The organism is Anaerostipes sp. 992a, assembly GCF_001940245.1.
In the GTDB taxonomy this organism is placed as follows: domain Bacteria; phylum Bacillota; class Clostridia; order Lachnospirales; family Lachnospiraceae; genus Fimousia.
This window is the reverse complement of the sequence record NZ_MJIG01000005.1, coordinates 229,911-247,887: the sequence shown is the minus strand read 5'-3', so window position 1 is coordinate 247,887 and position 17,977 is coordinate 229,911. Positions and strand designations below refer to the sequence as shown.

Here is a 17,977-nt window from a genome sequence, read left to right as displayed (position 1 = left end):
CTACAATCCGAACTGAGATGGCATTTTTGTGATTTGCTCCCCCTCGCGGGTTTGCTTCACTCTGTTACCACCATTGTAGCACGTGTGTAGCCCTGGCCATAAGGGGCATGATGATTTGACGTCATCCCCACCTTCCTCCAGGTTATCCCTGGCAGTCTCTCTAGAGTGCCCATCCATAATGCTGGCTACTAAAGATAAGGGTTGCGCTCGTTGCGGGACTTAACCCAACATCTCACGACACGAGCTGACGACAACCATGCACCACCTGTCTCTCCAGTCCCGAAGGAAAGGCCCCGTTACGGGCCGGTCCGGAGGATGTCAAGACCAGGTAAGGTTCTTCGCGTTGCTTCGAATTAAACCACATGCTCCACCGCTTGTGCGGGTCCCCGTCAATTCCTTTGAGTTTCATTCTTGCGAACGTACTCCCCAGGTGGAATACTTACTGCGTTTGCTGCGGCACCGAAGCCTCTGCGGCCCCGACACCTAGTATTCATCGTTTACGGCGTGGACTACCAGGGTATCTAATCCTGTTTGCTCCCCACGCTTTCGTGCCTCAGTGTCAGTGACAGTCCAGTAAGCCGCCTTCGCCACTGGTGTTCCTCCTAATATCTACGCATTTCACCGCTACACTAGGAATTCCGCTTACCTCTCCTGCACTCCAGTCCGACAGTTTCAAAAGCAGTCCCGGAGTTGAGCCCCGGGCTTTCACTTCTGACTTGCCGCACCACCTACGCACCCTTTACACCCAGTAATTCCGGATAACGCTTGCCCCCTACGTATTACCGCGGCTGCTGGCACGTAGTTAGCCGGGGCTTCTTAGTCAGGTACCGTCATTTTCTTCCCTGCTGATAGAGCTTTACATACCGAAATACTTCTTCACTCACGCGGCGTCGCTGCATCAGGGTTTCCCCCATTGTGCAATATTCCCCACTGCTGCCTCCCGTAGGAGTCTGGGCCGTGTCTCAGTCCCAATGTGGCCGTCCACTCTCTCAAGCCGGCTACTGATCGTCGCCTTGGTAGGCCGTTACCCTGCCAACCAGCTAATCAGACGCGGGTCCATCTCATACCACCGGAGTTTTTCACACCGTACCATGCGGTACTGTGCGCTTATGCGGTATTAGCAGCCATTTCTGACTGTTATCCCCCTGTATGAGGCAGGTTACCCACGCGTTACTCACCCGTCCGCCACTCAGTCCCTCCAGTCTCATCCCGAAAGAATCGTCCGGAGCGCTTCGTTCGACTTGCATGTGTTAAGCACGCCGCCAGCGTTCATCCTGAGCCAGGATCAAACTCTCATGTTAAAGTTTCAATCCGGTCAAAATAACACTCGGCTATTTATCCCTTTTACTGTTCTAGGTTGTTGAATCTTCTTCAACGTCCGTCTGTCTTTTTCAAAAGACAGTGAAAATCTCATCTGAATTTTCAAGGATCTGTGATTGTTCAGTTTTCAATGTTCGATGTTCGCAGTTTGGAAAAAATCCAACGGAGAAGGAGGGATTTGAACCCTCGCGCCGCTATTAACGACCTACTCCCTTTCCAGGGGAGCCCCTTCAGCCACTTGGGTACTTCTCCAAGCGAACTAAATGTGTTGCAATATGAAATTTACAACCAACGGAGAAGGTGGGATTCGAACCCACGGTCCCTTTCGGAATCACTAGTTTTCAAGACTAGCTCCTTAAACCACTCGGACACCTCTCCATACGCTATCGTTGTTAACCGCTAGCGACTTAGATATTTTATCAAATCTCTCAACTTTTGTCAAGAACTTTTTTATTTTTTCCGTTACCTCTCAGCAACATTCGATATGTTATCATATCTTTCGTCACTTGTCAACACCTTTTTTAAGTTTCCCAACTTTTCTCAACTGTGTTTTCATCAGCGACATTTGATATAATACCAAAAGAGTCTTCATCTGTCAACACCTTTTTTAATTTTTTTATTTCTTTTCAGATAAACTATTATCTCTATTCTTTTTTCTTCAAAAGATAGAGTTTCATTTGGAACCAGATAATCCTATCATGAATTTCATGTAGCACATGAAAGATTTTTCTCGTTTTGAATAATACTCTGGAGATTCTTACATCTTCTGGTGTTGTTACTTTAATATTATCGTAAGATCCTTCAATCAACTTTACCCTATGACCACTATATTTTTCTACTACCATAGCATCATCGGTAGCTGTAGTATCCTCCACATTGATCAACTGTTCATAAGCCTTCTTTACCAACTGGTATTCAAAACTCTGTGGTGTTTGAACTACCCAAAGTGTCTTCCTTGGCGGAGTCTCTTTGGCGTATTCATTCTCATCAATGACCTTGATCGTATCCTTGGCAGGCATACCAACAACACAGGCTCCATATTTCATAGCCCCCTCAATGGAATCAGATACAATTTTCTTATTGATCATGGGACGTGCCCCATCGTGAATTAAAACATAATCCGCATCCTCAATCGCCTGCAATCCCATATAAACAGACTCATAGCGTTCACTTCCTCCTGCCACAATCTGTGTTACTTTCGTAAAATGATATCTTTCTACGATATATTTCTGACAATATTCTATCTCGTCCGCTCCAGTCACTAACACGATTTCATCCACATCGCTTTCCTGAAAGGTCTTTAATGAATGATATACCATCGGACGTGACTTAATGATCATATACTGTTTTGGTATGCCGCTCCCCATTCTTTTTCCTTCACCGGCAGCCAATACAATTGCAATCACTTTCTTTTTCATTTGTAAATCCTCCCTGAACGATTTACAGGTATATAAAAATATCCCTGTATTAACGTTGACCAATTTTCAGATTTGGAACTGCATTCAGATCTAGTCCATCTCTGACTCCCTTTTTATATTCATAATAACCCGCTGCTCCGATCATTGCTGCATTATCCGTACAGAAAATCGGAGATGGATAATAAAATTTCAGATTGTTCTTCTGGCATTTTTCTTTCATTTTTGCTCTTAATGCCTGATTCGATGCAACACCACCAGCAATTGCCACTTTATCCATACCACATTCCAATGCTGCCGAAACAGCATGATCGGATAAAACATCTACGACCGCTTCCTGGAAAGAAGCTGCCACATCCGCTCGATCAACTTCTACTCCTTGCATTTTACACTTATTCAAATAATTTAATACTGCTGATTTTAATCCACTAAAGCTAAAATCATTTGGTGCCCCCTCTACTTTTGCACGGGGAAATGAAATGGCCTTTGGATTTCCTTCTCTGGACAGCTTATCGATCTTTGGTCCTCCTGGATATCCAAGTCCAATGGCTCTTGCTACTTTATCAAAGGCTTCCCCGGCCGCATCATCTCTGGTACGTCCTATGATCTCATATTCTCCATAATCTACTACTTTTACCAGATGAGAGTGTCCTCCGGATGCAACCAGACACATAAATGGAGGTGTCAGTTCCGGATGTTCGATATAATTGGCACAAATATGTCCTTCGATATGATGTACGCCAACTAACGGCTTATTTTTCGCGTAGGCAATTGCTTTCGCTTCTGCCACTCCTACTAATAAAGCGCCTACCAGTCCCGGTCCATAAGTCACACAAACTGCATCGATAGTATCTAATGTTTCATTTGCCGTTTCTAATGCTTCCTCAATGACCTGATTAATCTTCTCAATATGTTTTCTTGATGCGATTTCCGGAACTACGCCTCCATATAACTTATGCAATTCAATCTGAGATGAAATAATATTTGATTTCACCGTTCTTCCATTCACGACCACTGCTGCCGCAGTTTCATCGCAGGAAGATTCAATAGCTAATATTTTTACTTGTTCTTCCATTTGTTTCTCCTAAAGCACTAATCATTCTCAAATAGCAACGTGATGGATTTTCCATCCTTTCCTGGTTTTGCGGCTGGAAAAATCTCCTTCACCTTCCCCATGTATGGTTCTGGACGAACCAGGGAAGGACTGTAATGGGTCAGCCACATCTCCTTTACCCCGGCTGTCTTCGCCAGATGTGCAGCCTCATAAAATGTCATATGCTTGTATTCTCTTGCTTTTTTCTCCTTGCCTTCCTCTCCATACATTCCTTCACAGATAAACAGGTCTGCTTCCTTCGCATGCTCAGAAATACTGGCAACTGGACGACTATCTGTACAATAGGTAACTTTAAGACCTTTTCTTGTCTCCCCCAGCACCATGTCCGGCGTATAGATCCTTCCATCCGCTTCTATCGTTTCCCCTTTCTGCAGACGGCTCCAATACGGCATAGGAATCTGATTGGCTTTTGCTTTCTCAACGTCAAATTTACCAGCACGGTTCACCTTAATACTATAGCCATAGCAGGCAATGTTGTGCTGTACACGAAATGCTTCTATTTCGTAGCCATCCATCGGTATGGTTTGGCTATTCTCACTTAATTCTAAAAATTGAATCGGAAAAGGAAGGTCCGGTGCTATGATCCGCAGTGCATTGACTACCCGCTCCAGCCCCCTCGGACCCACCATCAATACTGGTTCTTTTCGCTCCGCATTACCAAGAGTCAATAAAAGTCCCGGCAATCCGCTAATATGATCGGCATGATAATGTGTAAAGCAGATTACATCCACTGGTTTTACACTCCATCCCTTTTCTTTAATCGCAACCTGGGTTCCTTCACCGCAATCGATCAATACACTGCTGCCATTGCATCTGGCCATCAACGATGTCAACCTGCGGTAGGGGAGGGGCATCATCCCTCCTGTTCCCAGCAAACATATATCTAACATATTTATACCTCTGTTACTTCTTCTATCTTTACAGGAATCTCCAGAACAGAAAGTAATTTATCATAGCACTCCTCACAAAGATAGAATTCATGAAGCTCCATATCCTTGCTGCTAAAATATCCCCATTCTTTTTGAACATGTAAAAAATCCTGTTCTTTTCCATTGATCTTCTTCCCACAGCCATTGCAAATATAAATCTGTTTCATAAAATACTCCTCCTGATTCTATTCTATGATACCATCAAAAATACAAATTTCGATGTTTTTCACAACTTCATTATATCTACACTGAAATCCCAATTCTAGTGGGAATTGCTGACAACCAAAAGTTATCTGCTGTAAATGCTATTAACGAATTACTTTCCTGTAAATAAGTGCATCCTCTGTTGGATGACTATAATATCGTTTTCTGATTCCTAGTTTCTCAAATCCCAACTTCTCATACAGTCTTCTGGCTGCCTGATTTGAATCTCTGACTTCCAAAAAAACAGATTCCACTCCCTGCTTCTTCCATTGTTCAAAAGCCGCCAGCAGAAGACTTCCCCCGCAGGATCTGCCACGTTCTTCCGGCATCACACCAATTTTTAATATTTCTCCTTCATCCAGTGCTGCTGATGTCAGGAGAAACCCCTTCAATTGCTCCTCTTCCTCCAAAACATAACACTGGTATTGCTCCATCATCAGAGATTCTCTCCAGCTTTTCTCATTCCAGGCACTGGAAAAGCAAATCCGGTCTAATGATACAATTTGAGAAAAATCTCGTTCTTCATAAAATCTAACGGGCATTTCTTTCTTCCCGCTCTCTTTCTGCCTGGGACTTTCTAAGATATTCTGGTCCATGGTCTCTGGCAGACTGGATTTCTCCCTGCTGATAATACTTCATTGCAAGACTTCCTACAGCGCCTGCTCTCTGCCTGCTCACATGGGCTGGCGCAAAAGAAACCGGAACCTGAATTTTTTCTTTGATTATTTCCTTATATACCGGAACACCATCTCCTAAAAAGATGACTGCTTCTCCCAACTGATTGACCGCATCTACGGTTTCCTCAATTCCTCTGGCACACTGCTCTTCGATCACCTGAAATTGATCTTCTTCCCATCGGTATGTTCCTGTATATACCTGGTTTCTACGTGCATCCATGATCGGACAAATATATCCTTTGGTCTCATATAAATTATAGGCAATGGCATCGACAGTCGGAACTGCAACAATTGGCTTATTCAATGCCAGCCCCAGTCCTTTGGCCGTAGCAGAGCCGATCCGAAGCCCAGTAAAGGAACCTGGTCCCTTTGCAATGGCAATGGCATCGATCTCATCCAGATTGGTCTCTGTCATCTTCACCACCTCATCCAGCATAGGCAAAAGCGTCTGAGAATGTGTCTTCTTATGGTTGATTGTATACTCTCCGATCAAGGTATCATCTTCCATTATCGCAACAGATGCCACCAGTCCGGAACTATCTAATACTAATAATTTCATCTATTGTTCCTCCACGGTTATTTTTCGATAATCAAATCCTTTATCCAGATCCTTTTCAATGGTAATGGTCATATAATGGGACGGAAGAATTTCCTCGATCAGATTGGCCCATTCAATGAGGCATACTCCATCTCCATAAACGTAATCCTCATAACCAATCTCATCCATCTCCTCTACATCACCGATGCGATAAACATCAAAATGATAAAACGGCATTCTTCCTTCTTCATACACCTGTACAATGGTAAAGGTTGGACTGTTAATTGGCTCTTCAATTCCCAGACCTTCAGCAAATCCCTGAGTAAATACCGTTTTTCCAACACCAAGATCCCCATACAGGCATAACACCTGTCCTGGTTTTACTTCCATACCAAGTTTCTTTCCCAGCTCAAAGGTGTCCTTTGCATCAAAACTTTCTATAATCATACTTATCCTCTCATTCTTTTCGGCAGCTGAACCTCTTTCGAATCAATATGCTCCAATACATAATCCATGATTTCCTTTTCTCTGGCTCCCATATCCTTCTTTGGCCATAAGAATGCATTAATTCTAGTAGTATACAGCATATAAAGAGAACCACTTTCTTTGATTCTTATAATCCGATTCCATGGAATACCGCCTTCCTGTCCACCAGCATAAAGTTTGATACCTTCTTCATCTAATTCATATTCCATTGCATTTTTGTATGCTGGATTCATAAGCTTCTGCTTCTTTGCTCTGGTATACAGCATAACTGGATTCACTACGGTAAATAACAGCGCCAGGAATCCAAGTACGATCATCTTGGTCTCATTTCCAGCAAAGTCAGGAATTCCCCGAAGAAACATCACTGCTGCTGCTAAACTAATTACCAAACCAACTTTTCCGCTGATCCCTGCATAAGAATGACGCAAAAGAAACTGAAATAATTCATTGGTTTTTATGTTTGTCGTAAATTTCACTTAAAAATCACTCCTATTATTCTTTCTTCATTGAAACTATTATAACCTAACCAATTCTATTTTGCTATCTTCTTTTTCCAGAGGCTGTTAAATTCACGCATGTCGTCTTCTTTTATGGCCTGCGCGATGTACATGGAAGATGAACCAGACATTTTCCACACACTTCAGATCCGGAATCTACCGCCTCTTCTCCTGCCTGATCTGCATAAGAATTGCCAAACTGTGTATGTACTTCAGCGTTTTTCAGACACTGTGCAAAGCATTTATGTCGGTCAAATTTCTTGTCGGTCAGTGCCTGTGAAGGACATCGTTTGATACACAGTCCACAGCTTCCGTTTCTTTTATAAAGACAGGCTTCCTCTTTCTGCGGGCTTCCTGTCTCCACCGGCAGATTGGTCACCAGGGCATTTAATCTTCCCGCACATCCATATTCGGTAATCAGCATATTATTCATACCAAAGGTTCCAAGACCGGCTGCATATGCCAGATGCCGAAAAGACCAATGACTGATCACTTCATCCCGATAGAAAACGGATGCTTCTGGTGCCATCCTGGCCTGATAGCCCAGTCCTTCGATATACTTTATCATATGTTGGTTTATTTTCAAGAAAAATGCATTGGTTTCTTCATAAATTCTTGCCCATTCTGAGGATGCCAACCCATCTCCTTCATTGCTTTTTGCCACCCAATCACAAAATGGAAGGAAATATACCAACACAGTCTTTGCATCTTTTAGGACTTCCTCTGGCATCTGATGTTCTGAATGGACAATTTCCTTTAATCTTCTAACATATGGATGGTATGCATCTGCAAATTCGACCAAAGGCTGCTTCCATCTCTTCTGATTTCTTTCTTTTTCTTCTTCCTCTACAAATTGGATCAGTTCCGTGCAGATTTGTTCTTTTAACTTTTTCATGCTATGATCTCCTATTTTTTCTGCTAAATGCGGGTTTCTTTGACTATGGGATAATGAGTGAGAACGAAATCATTCCAGTCAGCAATCAAGCTACGGAGCTTCCAAATCTGATACATGTTTTCCTTTTTTCTACACCATAACAGACGAAAATCTTATCCCTCGTCCATTCACAAATGGCTATGTAAGCCAGCTTCCAGCCATTTGTCCTTATGGACGACCAAAAGCATTGCTTTTGGTAAAGATTTTCTGCCTGAGAAAACATGTAAGCTCCTCCGCAGATTGCTTTACCGGAATGGTTTCGTTCTTTGTAGTGTATTGGCTTCTCCCATATTCATGTGGAGAAACGGAACATGGAAAAGAAGAAAACTTCTCCGAAAGCGACATATGCGGAATGTTAGAACAACCTGTTGGCTGGATTCTATCACCAGAACTGCTTCAGGCATCGAAGATGACTGTTTTCCATAGGACAGTTGGTAGGGAAGTTTACTTACCTTTCCAACTGTTATGGAAAAAAGGAATGCAGTTCATCTTGTGCCATGCCAAGCCCGACTAGCGGAGCGGATTAGGGTTTGGCTCGGGGTAAATCCAGACAGCTTTGGTTGTTCTTACGTTCTGGCATCCTGGGCGCAGGAGGAGAAATTTTCTTCTTCATTTAATCCACAAAACCCGCATCTTTTTGATCAGTCTCATTATAGTTATGTAATTTCAATAAGTCAATGTACAACCCCTGTTTAAAAATGCCATATCTTTTATTCTACATTGCGTATAAATTCTCCTCTTTTCACAAATACTATTTCCAGAAATGGAGGAATTTTGATTATGAAAGCAACTGGAATCGTACGTCGTATTGATGATCTCGGACGCGTAGTTGTTCCCAAGGAAATCCGGCGTACCTTAAGAATACGAGAAGGCGATCCTCTGGAAATCTTTACCGACCGGGATGGCGAGATTATCTTAAAAAAATATTCCCCTATTGGAGAAATGGGCGGTCTGGCACAGCAGTTTTGTGAATCTGCTTCTCAGATCTTAAACGCCACCGTAGGCGTCAGCGATCATGACACCTTTCTGGCAGCTGCTGGTACGGATAAGAAAATCCTGTTAGGAAAAATGATTCATGAAGATTTGGAAGGCTTTCTTCAGGAACGACAGGTTGGTTCCACGAAAACCTTATCTTCTGATTTCCCATCTCTCGTAGATGGATTTGAACTTCCTTATAAAAAAAATATAGCAGCCACCATCCTCAGTCAAGGAGATGTGATCGGAAGCATTGTTATCCTCGATCGAGAGGATGCAGAGGCTCTGACAATCGCCAAAACCGGCTCCATTCTTCTGGGAAAACAGATGGAATAACAAAATTGGCTCTCGCTTCTATATGCGAAGAGCCAATTTTATTGTTTATCAATTCTTCAAATATTTCCTCAAAAACTGTCCTGTATAGGACTTCTCTACGTTACAGATTTCCTCTGGTGTTCCTTGGGCAATTACGGTACCACCGCCATCTCCGCCCTCTGGACCCATATCAATAATATAATCTGCCGTCTTGATTACCTCCAGATTGTGCTCGATTACAACAACTGTGTTGCCACCTTCGCTTAGCTTCCTTAAGATGTCTACCAGCTTATGAACATCAGCAAAATGAAGTCCCGTCGTAGGCTCATCCAGTACATAGATGGTCTTTCCAGTACTTCTTCGGCTCAACTCTGTAGCAAGCTTGATTCTCTGTGCTTCCCCTCCAGATAAAGTCGTGGATGGCTGTCCCAGACGAATATAGGATAATCCCACATCATTTAACGTCTTGATCTTTCGATAGATACTCGGTACATTTTCAAAAAATTTGCATGCCTCTTCTACCGTCATATCTAATACGTCGTAGATGCTCTTGCCCTTATACTTTACTTCTAATGTCTCACGATTATATCTTTTTCCACCACAGACTTCACATGGTACATACACATCCGGCAGAAAATGCATCTCGATCTTAATAATTCCATCACCACTGCAGGCTTCACAACGTCCGCCTTTTTTATTAAAACTGAACCTCCCCTTATTATATCCTCTTGCTTTGGCATCCTTGGTCATAGCAAACAATTCTCTGATCTGATCAAATACTCCTGTATAAGTGGCAGGATTGGATCTTGGCGTCCGTCCAATCGGAGACTGATCGATCGCAATAATCTTGTCTAGCTGCTCGATTCCCTCCATTCCTTTGTGCTTTCCTGCTTTTACCTTGGCACGATTCAATTCCTTGGCCAAACGCTTGTATACAATGCTGTTGATCAATGAACTTTTTCCAGAACCAGATACACCTGTTACACAGGTCATTACACCAAGCGGAATCTCCACATTGATATTCTTTAAATTATTCTGAGCGGCTCCTAACACTTTCAAAAATCCCGTCGGCTTCTTGCGCTCTGTCGGAACTGGAATTTTGATCTTACCACTTAAATATGCTCCAGTAATGGTATTTTCCGCCTTCATAATCTCTTCCGGAGTTCCCTGGGCAACCACTTCTCCTCCATGCTCTCCAGCTCCTGGTCCAATATCTACGATATGGTCTGCTGCCAACATGGTATCCTCATCATGCTCGACTACGATCAAGCTATTTCCCAGATCCTTTAAATTCTTAAGTGTCCTGATCAGCTTATCGTTATCCCGTTGATGAAGGCCAATGCTTGGTTCATCCAGGATATAGGCAACCCCTACCAGGCCGCTGCCAATCTGAGTGGCAAGGCGGATTCTCTGTGCCTCTCCCCCTGACAGCGTTCCTGTCGCTCTGGATAAGGATAAATATTCCAATCCCACATCTATCAAAAATCCGATGCGCGCATGAATTTCCTTTAAAATCTGAGCTCCGATCAGCTGCTGGCGTTCCGTCAGCTGCACCTCGTTAAAAAACTGTGCAATCTTCCCAATGTTCATATCACAGAGCTGTGCAATATTTAATCCTCCTATCGTTACCGCAAGAGAAGTCGCCTTCAATCTCTGTCCATGGCAGGTATCACACGGTGTGACGGTCATATAGGCCTCATATTCTGCCTTCATTCTTTCTGAGGATTCCCGATATCTTCTCTGAACATTCTTGACCAGCCCCTCGAAGGCAACATCGTAGACCCCTTCTCCTCTCTGCCCTTTATAATATACCTTAACAGAATGTCCATCTGTGCCATAAAGAATGATATTCCTTGCCTCTTCACTCATCTCATTAAATGGCGTATGCAGATCAAATCCATATTCCTTGGCAAGGGCATCCAGAATTGCTCTTGTATAGCTTTTTTTGTCAGTACAAGACTGCCATCCCATAACAGTAATGGCTCCATCTGCAATACTTATGGATGGATCCGGAATCATCAGCTCCAAATCAAATTCCATCTTATACCCAAGACCAAAGCAGTCTGGACAGGCCCCAAAAGGATTATTAAAGGAAAAGCTTCTTGGCTCAATCTCCTCCATACTGATACCACAATCCGGACAAGAAAAGCTCTGACTAAAATGCATCTCTTCTCCACCGATCACATCTACGATCAACAGACCATCAGCCAGATCCAGCACTGTTTCGATAGAATCTGCCAGACGCTTTTCGATTCCTTCCCGAACAACCAGACGGTCTACTACAATCTCAATGATATGCTTCTTATTCTTATCCAGATTGATTTCCTCTGACAGATCATACAGATTACCATCAATTCTGGCACGAACAAACCCACTTTTCTTAATCTTTTCAAGCAGCTTTATATGCTGTCCCTTTCTTCCCTTTACCACTGGTGCCAACAGCTGAAATCTGGTCCGTTCCGGCAGCTTCATAATGGCATCCACCATCTGATCTACCGTCTGCCTGCTGATGACTTTTCCACACTTTGGACAATGAGGTACTCCGATTCTGGCATATAGCAGTCGAAGATAATCGTATATTTCAGTAACGGTTCCGACCGTAGAACGTGGATTTCGGTTGGTTGTCTTCTGGTCAATGGAAATTGCCGGAGAAAGTCCCTGAATATTCTCCACATCCGGCTTTTCCATCTGTCCCAGAAACTGCCTTGCATAAGAAGATAATGATTCCATATATCTTCTCTGACCCTCTGCATAAATGGTATCAAAAGCCAAAGAGGATTTTCCTGACCCACTCAATCCTGTCAATACCACAAACTGATTCCGTGGAATGTCCAGATCGATATTCTTTAAATTATGCTCCTTGGCACCTCGAATGCTTATTACTTCTTTCTTCATTCTATCCTTTTCTCCATCTATCTCTCTTAATGTTTATAAATCATAATCTCGAAGAGCAATCTTATATTCCTTTAATTCATCTCTTAATCTGGCTGCCTCTTCAAAATTCAGCTCTGCTGCAGCCTGATTCATCTTCTTAGTCCACTTGGCAATGGCCTCTTTCAGCTCCTTCTTATTCATGGACTCGACCTCTTTTGCCTCTTCTTTTGCTTCAGGGGTATCATCCGATACTTTGATCAGATCACGTACGCTCTTCTTAATGGTCTGCGGAATAATACCATGCTCTTTATTATAGGCATCCTGAATCTCTCTTCTTCGTCTGGTTTCACTAATAGCGGCATTCATAGAATCCGTCATCTTATCCGCATACATGATAACTCTTCCCTTGGCATTTCGTGCCGCACGCCCGATCGTCTGTACAAGAGAAGTCTCGGAACGAAGAAATCCTTCTTTATCTGCATCTAAAATTGCCACTAAGGTAATCTCTGGAATATCCAGTCCCTCCCGTAACAGATTGATTCCCACTAAAACATCAAAAATTCCCATACGAAGATCTCTTACGATCTCAATTCTTTCTAAAGTATCGATATCAGAATGCAGATACTTAACCTTCACATCATTCTCTCTCAGATAATCGGTCAGATCTTCTGCCATCCGCTTGGTCAGAGTGGTCACCAATACCTTATTCCCTGCCTGCGTTTCTTTATAAATCTCTGATAAAAGATCATCTATCTGCCCCTTCACCGGACGCACATCCACCTCTGGGTCCAACAGACCAGTAGGGCGGATGATCTGCTCTGCCCGAAGCAGCTCATGCTCCTTCTCATAGACATTGGGGGTGGCGGATACGAAAAGCATCTGATCGATCTTGGATTCAAATTCCTCAAAATTCAATGGACGGTTATCCAGTGCAGAAGGCAGTCGAAATCCATAATCCACCAACGTGGTCTTTCTCGAACGGTCTCCGGCATACATGCCACGAATCTGCGGAACTGTAATATGGGATTCATCCACCATGATCAGGAAATCATCCCCAAAGAAATCCACCAGTGTATTCGGTGTGGCTCCCGGCTCCAGGCCTGCCAGATGTCTGGAATAATTCTCGATCCCAGAACAAAAACCTGTCTCCTTCAACATCTCAATATCAAAATTCGTCCGCTCTGCAATCCTCTGAGCTTCTAACAGCTGATCATTCTCCTTAAAATATGTGACCCTCTCAGCCAGTTCCGCCTTAATGGTCTCAATGGCATGATTGATCTGCTCCTCTGGCACTGCATAATGGGACGCAGGGAAGATAGCCGCAAAATTCAACGTCTTCTTCATCTCCCCGGTCAAAATATCAAATTGTACGATTCGATCAATCTCATCACCAAAAAATTCTACACGAACGGCATCTTCAAAGGTGGATACCGGCAAGATTTCCAGCACATCTCCTTTTACCCGAAAAGATCCCCGCTTAAAATCCAATTCGTTTCTCACATACTGAATATTGATCAGCTGCTCAATGACCTCATCGCGATCCTTTAACATTCCAGGACGCAGAGAAATCATCATCTCTTCGTAGCTTTTACGATCTCCAATCCCATAGATACAAGACACACTGGATACCACGATGACATCCTTTCTTTCAATCAGGGCTGCGGTAGCACTGTGGCGCAGCTTATCAATCTCATCATTTACAGCAGAATCCTTCTCGATATACGTATCTGTAGATGGAACGTAAGCCTCTGGCTGATAATAATCATAGTAGGACACAAAATACTCCACCGCATTCTCCGGGAAGAATTCCTTAAACTCACTATAGAGCTGAGCTGCGAGTGTCTTATTATGCGCAATAATCAGCGTTGGCTTATTCATCTGTTCAATAATATTGGCCATAGTAAATGTCTTACCCGAGCCTGTCACACCCAATAAGGTCTGAAATTGATTACCTTCTTTAAATCCCTGTACCAGTTCTGCAATAGCCTGCGGCTGATCGCCGGTAGGTTGATATTCGGAGTGTAATACGAATTTATCCATGAGTTCCTCCTTTTTATTATCCCTTCAACTAGATTAGATTATAACAGAATATAAAAAGAAAGTACAGAACAATCGAACTTTTGTTCTATACTTTCCACTTACTATTTATTAATACATTTTAATATCCTTCCGCACATTTCCCTGCATCTACACCTGATAGACTTCTTTAAAACACATTTCTCTTGAGAAAGCATCTTTGGGCTGTTCTCTCCACAAATGTCCATGAATGGCTAACGATACATTTCTAGGCTTATCTGCTGGCATCATCGTCCGAAAGATTACCCGGTCACCAGGATAAGCTTTCCACACAGGCGTGACCGGATCTCCATGAACCCTGCTGCTAAACACCTTCCACACCCTATTATCCCTCATAAGCCGGTTGGCAAACCGTTCTGAACAATAGTTATCACCTTTTTCTCCCGTATCCTCTGCATCTACAGGCCCCTAGCAGTTTGAATCAAATTTCCCTGTGCATCCAAAAGACGGATTCCATTCTGGATAAAAAGCACATATTCACGGAAGCTTTCCATCCCCGGCGCTGTTATAACCGCCTGTTCGGCAAAAGGATTGGTCTTTTTCGTAAAGTTTTCATACCATTCTGCTCCAGCTGGCTCGACAATCACTGCACCAAATAGACCATGATACCTATGATTTCTCATATCTCCAAAGGATTGTAAAATACATGCTCCATATTCCCGGTCAGCCCGCCAGAAATAACGTTTGCTCTCTCCGATTCCAACGGTCTGCTCTCTTGCGTTATACCCCACATTAATTCCTGAATCACAAACTGGATCATGATCCCCATATTTATTGTATACAATGGGAATCTGAATGGCTTCTATCGTGAAATACCGTGTTTTTCCCTGATAAGGGTATTGACACAATTCCATATACTACTTTCCTTTCTTCATTCCTATCATTTAAGAAGAATCCCGAAGGATAAGCCTTCTGACTATAGTATATGTACCAATGATCTATCTGGTGTTTCTGCCAGCATGTCATATCGCTGCTTTTTGCCAACTGTCACTAAGACAAAGTAAGGCCGCCACCCCAACGAAATTTCCGTTAGGGCGACGGCCTCCTGAAATATTATGATCATTCTTTCTCTAACACTTTCAATGCCTCTTGAAGCTGATTGTCCTCGGATTTTTTAATCTCGATCTCATCCTTCAGACTTTCCTTTAATTCCACTTCCACATCTGGATCAATGCCTTTCTTATGAATATTTCTACCCTTTGGTGTATAATAATTGGCAATGGTCAGCTTAACGGCAGAGCCGTCTCCCAACTGGAAGATATTCTGTACGATTCCTTTTCCATAGCTGGTAGTTCCTACCAGTGTTCCTGCCTTATAATCCTGAATCGCACCAGCTAAAATCTCAGAAGCACTGGCACTATTGCCATTGATCAACACTGCAATAGGCTGCTCAACGCATTCTGCAGATTTGGCTTCATATTCTGTCTTCTTTCCGTTCTTATCTTCCGTATATACGATCATACCTGTTGGCAGGATCCGATCGGCAATATCTACCACTGCATCCAATAAGCCCCCTGGATTATCTCTTAAATCCAACACCAGCTTTTTCATCCCATCATTTTCCAACTGACTCAGTGCATCATCGAATTGTTCTACTGTCACTTCATCAAATTCTGTAATCTTAATATAACCTACTTTATTTTCCAGCATTTCATATTCTACCGTTGGATTCTTGATTTCCTGTCTTGTTAATGTATAATCCTTTTCTTTTCCATCCCGAGAAAAAGTAAGTGTAACTTTGGTCCCTTCCTTTCCTTTTACACGGGACACTACACTACTTAAATCCTCATCAGAAGAAATTTCCTCGCCTTCTACTTTGGTCAGGATATCCCCTGCTTTAATACCGGCTTTTTGTGCCGGTCCATCTTTCATTGGCTTTACCACTGTAATGGCCTTTGTCTCCATGTCCTGTGTCAACACGATACCAACTCCACTAAAAATACCCTCCGAAGACTCCTCCACATCCTCATATTCCTCTTTGGTGTAATAGACAGAGTAAGGATCTTCCAATCCTGCAATCATTCCTTTATAGCTGTATTCCCTCAGCTGTTCTTCATCCACCTCACCCAGGTAGTATTCATCAATCACAGTCTTTAGCTGTTTTAGCTTGGATTTTCTCGCAATTCCATCATCGCTGCTAAACACAAAAACCTTCAACATGATCCCTTCCATAATGCACACAACCAACAACAGAAGAATCAGAATATCCTTAATCAGGCTTCGCACCTTTATTTTTCCTTTTTTCATAATCAATCTCCTTTATCTCTATTGGCAAACTGAACCCCCACGACAAAAAGGGACTTTTCGCGCGAAAAATCCCTCCCCCGATACATTTTATGCAGTATAAGCAACACCTATACCTGTAAAAGCAAATCCGATCGAATTCTAAAATTCAATACTTTCCATATACTTCATATATTTTACAACCATCAGTGCAATCTTAAAGGTAATGGCGTCTTCAAAAACACGAAGATCCAGATTCGTCTGCTTCTGCAGCTTATCCAGGCGGTATACCAGCGTATTACGATGAATATACAGCTGTCTGGAGGTCTCAGATACGTTCAGGCTGTTTTCAAAGAACTTATTGATCGTCGCCAATGTTTCTTCATCAAAATCATCCGGAGACTTTCCTTCAAAAATCTCACGAATAAACATCTTGCATAATGGCAGCGGAAGCTGATAGATCAAGCGTCCAATTCCAAGATGACTATATGCCACAACGTTCTGATCTTCATAGAAGATCTTTCCAACAGCCAATGCCATCTTAGCTTCTTTATAAGAGCGGGATACTTCCTTGATCTCATCCACAACAGTACCAAAAGCAATATTAACCTTTGGCAGATTACTGTTGCTTAGCATGTCTACGATTACATTGGCTGTCTTATAAAAGTCATCATAATCCTCTCCCTGCTTTACTTCACGAACCAAAATAATATTCTTCTCATCTACTGCTGTAATAAAATCTCTGGATTTCGCTGCAAACAATCCTCGCACAGTCTCTAAAGCGTTGCTGTCTTTATCCCGCTTTGTCTCAATGATATACACCAGTCTCTTCACATCTGTTTCAATATGCAGCTTCTTGGCACGATTATAAATGTCTACCAATAGCAGATTATCCAATAACAGGTTTTTAATAAAATTATCCTTGTCAAATCGTTCTTTATAAGCAACTAGCAAATTCTGAATCTGGAATGCCGCCAGCTTTCCAACCATATAGACATCATCAGATTCGCCCTTTACTAAAATAATATATTCTAATTGATTCTCATCAAACACTTTAAAAAACTGGTACCCCTGCATCATCTGACTTTCCGCTAATGACTGGGCAAAAATCAACACAGACTCCACATATCCGCTGACATCAGCGATCGTACTGGCCAGTGCCTTCCCCTCTGTATCCATTACACATAAATCTGTTCTGGAAATGGCTTTAATCCCATCTACCGTATCCTGTAAAATTTGATTTGATATCATGTTTTCACTTCCTTTCCATGTCTATTATTACTATACAGCATATTTACCAAAAAAAAAAGAGAAGATTTTTATTTTCCTCTCTTTTTTATACAAATAATGCAATCTACTTTTGTATATTCTTCCCAAATATTAAGATTAACTTTTTCATA

General features: G+C 42.5%; 17 protein-coding genes, 2 tRNA genes and 1 rRNA gene. 2 read left to right on the top strand and 18 right to left on the bottom strand.

Going from position 1 to position 17,977, the window contains the following annotated elements; genetic code table 11:
- From BHF69_RS12945 to BHF69_RS12890, 12 genes are all read right to left on the bottom strand, one after another.
- Positions 1-1,301, bottom strand: a 16S ribosomal RNA gene (locus BHF69_RS12945); the annotation flags it as partial.
- A 182-nt stretch (positions 1,302-1,483) separates the two neighbouring features.
- Positions 1,484-1,572, bottom strand: a tRNA-Ser gene (locus BHF69_RS12940).
- A 40-nt stretch (positions 1,573-1,612) separates the two neighbouring features.
- Positions 1,613-1,698, bottom strand: a tRNA-Ser gene (locus tag BHF69_RS12935).
- A gap of 266 nt (positions 1,699-1,964) precedes the next feature.
- Positions 1,965-2,738: a 2-C-methyl-D-erythritol 4-phosphate cytidylyltransferase gene (gene ispD, locus BHF69_RS12930; RefSeq protein ID WP_075672298.1), complete on the bottom strand. Its 774-nt coding sequence runs from the start codon at positions 2,736-2,738 to the stop codon at positions 1,965-1,967.
- Positions 2,739-2,787: 49 nt separating this feature from the next.
- A complete protein-coding gene (tsaD, locus tag BHF69_RS12925) occupies positions 2,788-3,810 on the bottom strand; it encodes a tRNA (adenosine(37)-N6)-threonylcarbamoyltransferase complex transferase subunit TsaD (RefSeq protein ID WP_075672296.1) in 1,023 nt (340 codons plus the stop codon).
- Between the two features lie 17 nt (positions 3,811-3,827).
- Entirely contained in the window at positions 3,828-4,739 is a 912-nt protein-coding gene (locus BHF69_RS12920) for a ribonuclease Z (RefSeq protein WP_075672294.1), read from the bottom strand.
- A 2-nt stretch (positions 4,740-4,741) separates the two neighbouring features.
- Complete coding sequence (locus tag BHF69_RS12915; RefSeq protein WP_075672292.1) at positions 4,742-4,945, bottom strand: hypothetical protein; 204 nt, start codon at positions 4,943-4,945, stop codon at positions 4,742-4,744.
- 141 nt (positions 4,946-5,086) lie between these two features.
- Positions 5,087-5,524: a ribosomal protein S18-alanine N-acetyltransferase gene (rimI, locus tag BHF69_RS12910; RefSeq protein WP_158022587.1), complete on the bottom strand. Its 438-nt coding sequence runs from the start codon at positions 5,522-5,524 to the stop codon at positions 5,087-5,089.
- Entirely contained in the window at positions 5,514-6,218 is a 705-nt protein-coding gene (tsaB, locus tag BHF69_RS12905) for a tRNA (adenosine(37)-N6)-threonylcarbamoyltransferase complex dimerization subunit type 1 TsaB (protein WP_075672288.1), read from the bottom strand. Before tsaB ends, rimI begins: the two co-directional genes overlap by 11 nt.
- On the bottom strand, positions 6,219-6,644 hold the full coding sequence (tsaE, locus tag BHF69_RS12900) for a tRNA (adenosine(37)-N6)-threonylcarbamoyltransferase complex ATPase subunit type 1 TsaE (RefSeq protein WP_075672286.1): 426 nt from the start codon (positions 6,642-6,644) through the stop codon (positions 6,219-6,221).
- 2 nt (positions 6,645-6,646) lie between these two features.
- Entirely contained in the window at positions 6,647-7,159 is a 513-nt protein-coding gene (locus BHF69_RS12895) for a YcxB family protein (RefSeq protein WP_075672284.1), read from the bottom strand.
- A 112-nt stretch (positions 7,160-7,271) separates the two neighbouring features.
- Positions 7,272-8,075, bottom strand: a complete 804-nt coding sequence (locus tag BHF69_RS12890) for an epoxyqueuosine reductase (RefSeq protein ID WP_075672282.1) — start codon at positions 8,073-8,075, stop codon at positions 7,272-7,274.
- A gap of 391 nt (positions 8,076-8,466) precedes the next feature.
- Between BHF69_RS12890 and BHF69_RS14220 the strand changes: the two genes are divergently transcribed.
- Together BHF69_RS14220 and BHF69_RS12880 are read left to right on the top strand one after the other, a co-directional pair.
- Positions 8,467-8,628, top strand: coding sequence for a hypothetical protein (locus BHF69_RS14220; protein WP_158022586.1), 162 nt, complete (start codon positions 8,467-8,469; stop codon positions 8,626-8,628).
- Between the two features lie 266 nt (positions 8,629-8,894).
- Positions 8,895-9,425: a stage V sporulation T C-terminal domain-containing protein gene (locus BHF69_RS12880; RefSeq protein ID WP_075672278.1), complete on the top strand. Its 531-nt coding sequence runs from the start codon at positions 8,895-8,897 to the stop codon at positions 9,423-9,425.
- A gap of 48 nt (positions 9,426-9,473) precedes the next feature.
- Here the strand turns inward: BHF69_RS12880 and uvrA are convergent, their stop codons facing one another.
- The 6 genes from uvrA to BHF69_RS12850 all read right to left on the bottom strand — a co-directional run bounded on the left by uvrA (position 9,474) and on the right by BHF69_RS12850 (position 17,828).
- Positions 9,474-12,299, bottom strand: coding sequence for an excinuclease ABC subunit UvrA (gene uvrA / locus BHF69_RS12875; RefSeq protein WP_075672276.1), 2,826 nt, complete (start codon positions 12,297-12,299; stop codon positions 9,474-9,476).
- Positions 12,300-12,332: 33 nt separating this feature from the next.
- Positions 12,333-14,318 (bottom strand): excinuclease ABC subunit UvrB, encoded by a 1,986-nt coding sequence (gene uvrB / locus BHF69_RS12870; RefSeq protein ID WP_075672274.1) that lies wholly within the window; start codon positions 14,316-14,318, stop codon positions 12,333-12,335.
- A 147-nt stretch (positions 14,319-14,465) separates the two neighbouring features.
- Positions 14,466-14,675, bottom strand: a complete 210-nt coding sequence (locus BHF69_RS14285) for a hypothetical protein (RefSeq protein WP_075672272.1) — start codon at positions 14,673-14,675, stop codon at positions 14,466-14,468.
- Between the two features lie 77 nt (positions 14,676-14,752).
- The gene (locus BHF69_RS14280; RefSeq protein WP_075672270.1) at positions 14,753-15,208 is read right to left on the bottom strand and encodes a hypothetical protein; all 456 of its coding nucleotides are present in this window, start codon (positions 15,206-15,208) and stop codon (positions 14,753-14,755) included.
- 205 nt (positions 15,209-15,413) lie between these two features.
- Positions 15,414-16,601, bottom strand: a complete 1,188-nt coding sequence (locus BHF69_RS12855) for a S41 family peptidase (protein ID WP_075672268.1) — start codon at positions 16,599-16,601, stop codon at positions 15,414-15,416.
- A 138-nt stretch (positions 16,602-16,739) separates the two neighbouring features.
- The gene (locus BHF69_RS12850; RefSeq protein WP_075672266.1) at positions 16,740-17,828 is read right to left on the bottom strand and encodes a PucR family transcriptional regulator; all 1,089 of its coding nucleotides are present in this window, start codon (positions 17,826-17,828) and stop codon (positions 16,740-16,742) included.
- Positions 17,829-17,977: the final 149 nt, after the last annotated feature.

Coding starts and splice junctions, on each gene's coding strand:
- ispD (WP_075672298.1), bottom strand. CDS start 2,738: ATGAAAAAGAAAGTGATTGCAATTGTATTGGCTGCCGGTGAAGGAAAA.
- tsaD (WP_075672296.1), bottom strand. CDS start 3,810: ATGGAAGAACAAGTAAAAATATTAGCTATTGAATCTTCCTGCGATGAA.
- BHF69_RS12920 (WP_075672294.1), bottom strand. CDS start 4,739: ATGTTAGATATATGTTTGCTGGGAACAGGAGGGATGATGCCCCTCCCC.
- BHF69_RS12915 (WP_075672292.1), bottom strand. CDS start 4,945: ATGAAACAGATTTATATTTGCAATGGCTGTGGGAAGAAGATCAATGGA.
- rimI (WP_158022587.1), bottom strand. CDS start 5,524: ATGCCCGTTAGATTTTATGAAGAACGAGATTTTTCTCAAATTGTATCA.
- tsaB (WP_075672288.1), bottom strand. CDS start 6,218: ATGAAATTATTAGTATTAGATAGTTCCGGACTGGTGGCATCTGTTGCG.
- tsaE (WP_075672286.1), bottom strand. CDS start 6,644: ATGATTATAGAAAGTTTTGATGCAAAGGACACCTTTGAGCTGGGAAAG.
- BHF69_RS12890 (WP_075672282.1), bottom strand. CDS start 8,075: ATGAAAAAGTTAAAAGAACAAATCTGCACGGAACTGATCCAATTTGTA.
- BHF69_RS14220 (WP_158022586.1), top strand. CDS start 8,467: ATGTTAGAACAACCTGTTGGCTGGATTCTATCACCAGAACTGCTTCAG.
- BHF69_RS12880 (WP_075672278.1), top strand. CDS start 8,895: ATGAAAGCAACTGGAATCGTACGTCGTATTGATGATCTCGGACGCGTA.
- uvrA (WP_075672276.1), bottom strand. CDS start 12,299: ATGAAGAAAGAAGTAATAAGCATTCGAGGTGCCAAGGAGCATAATTTA.
- uvrB (WP_075672274.1), bottom strand. CDS start 14,318: ATGGATAAATTCGTATTACACTCCGAATATCAACCTACCGGCGATCAG.
- BHF69_RS14280 (WP_075672270.1), bottom strand. CDS start 15,208: ATGGAATTGTGTCAATACCCTTATCAGGGAAAAACACGGTATTTCACG.
- BHF69_RS12855 (WP_075672268.1), bottom strand. CDS start 16,601: ATGAAAAAAGGAAAAATAAAGGTGCGAAGCCTGATTAAGGATATTCTG.
- BHF69_RS12850 (WP_075672266.1), bottom strand. CDS start 17,828: ATGATATCAAATCAAATTTTACAGGATACGGTAGATGGGATTAAAGCC.